At 35.6% G+C, this 275-nt stretch carries 1 protein-coding gene; it reads right to left on the reverse strand.

Annotation, left to right across the window (positions count from 1 at the left end; all coding sequences use genetic code 11):
- Positions 1 to 81 precede the first annotated feature (81 nt).
- Positions 82 to 275 (reverse strand): hypothetical protein (locus Q4528_RS13810; protein ID WP_303522141.1); only part of this gene is annotated, 194 nt, incomplete at its 5' end.

A 275-nucleotide genomic window follows, 5' to 3' on the forward strand; every position in this document is an offset into this window, starting at 1 on the left:
CTTCTCCTCGGATCTAAAATTCATTCTAAACAAATCCACAAAAAAAGAGCCCAATGTAACCTAACCATTGGACTCTCAAATTTAATTTGAATTTAACGTTGCGAGAAGTTTGCCACCTACTTGATTAACAATCGGGTATTTTTTATACCTTCGCCACATTGTGGAGACAGCATCGCTGCTCTTCAACACTTCTTTGAGCGTTTTTATTCTTGTTACTTCTTTCTCTTTTTTCTTAATTTCAGAAAAGATCCTCGAGCTGTTACCATCATCAATAT

Source organism: Staphylococcus pasteuri (assembly GCF_030547725.1).
GTDB classification, from domain to species: Bacteria; Bacillota; Bacilli; order Staphylococcales; family Staphylococcaceae; genus Staphylococcus; species Staphylococcus pasteuri.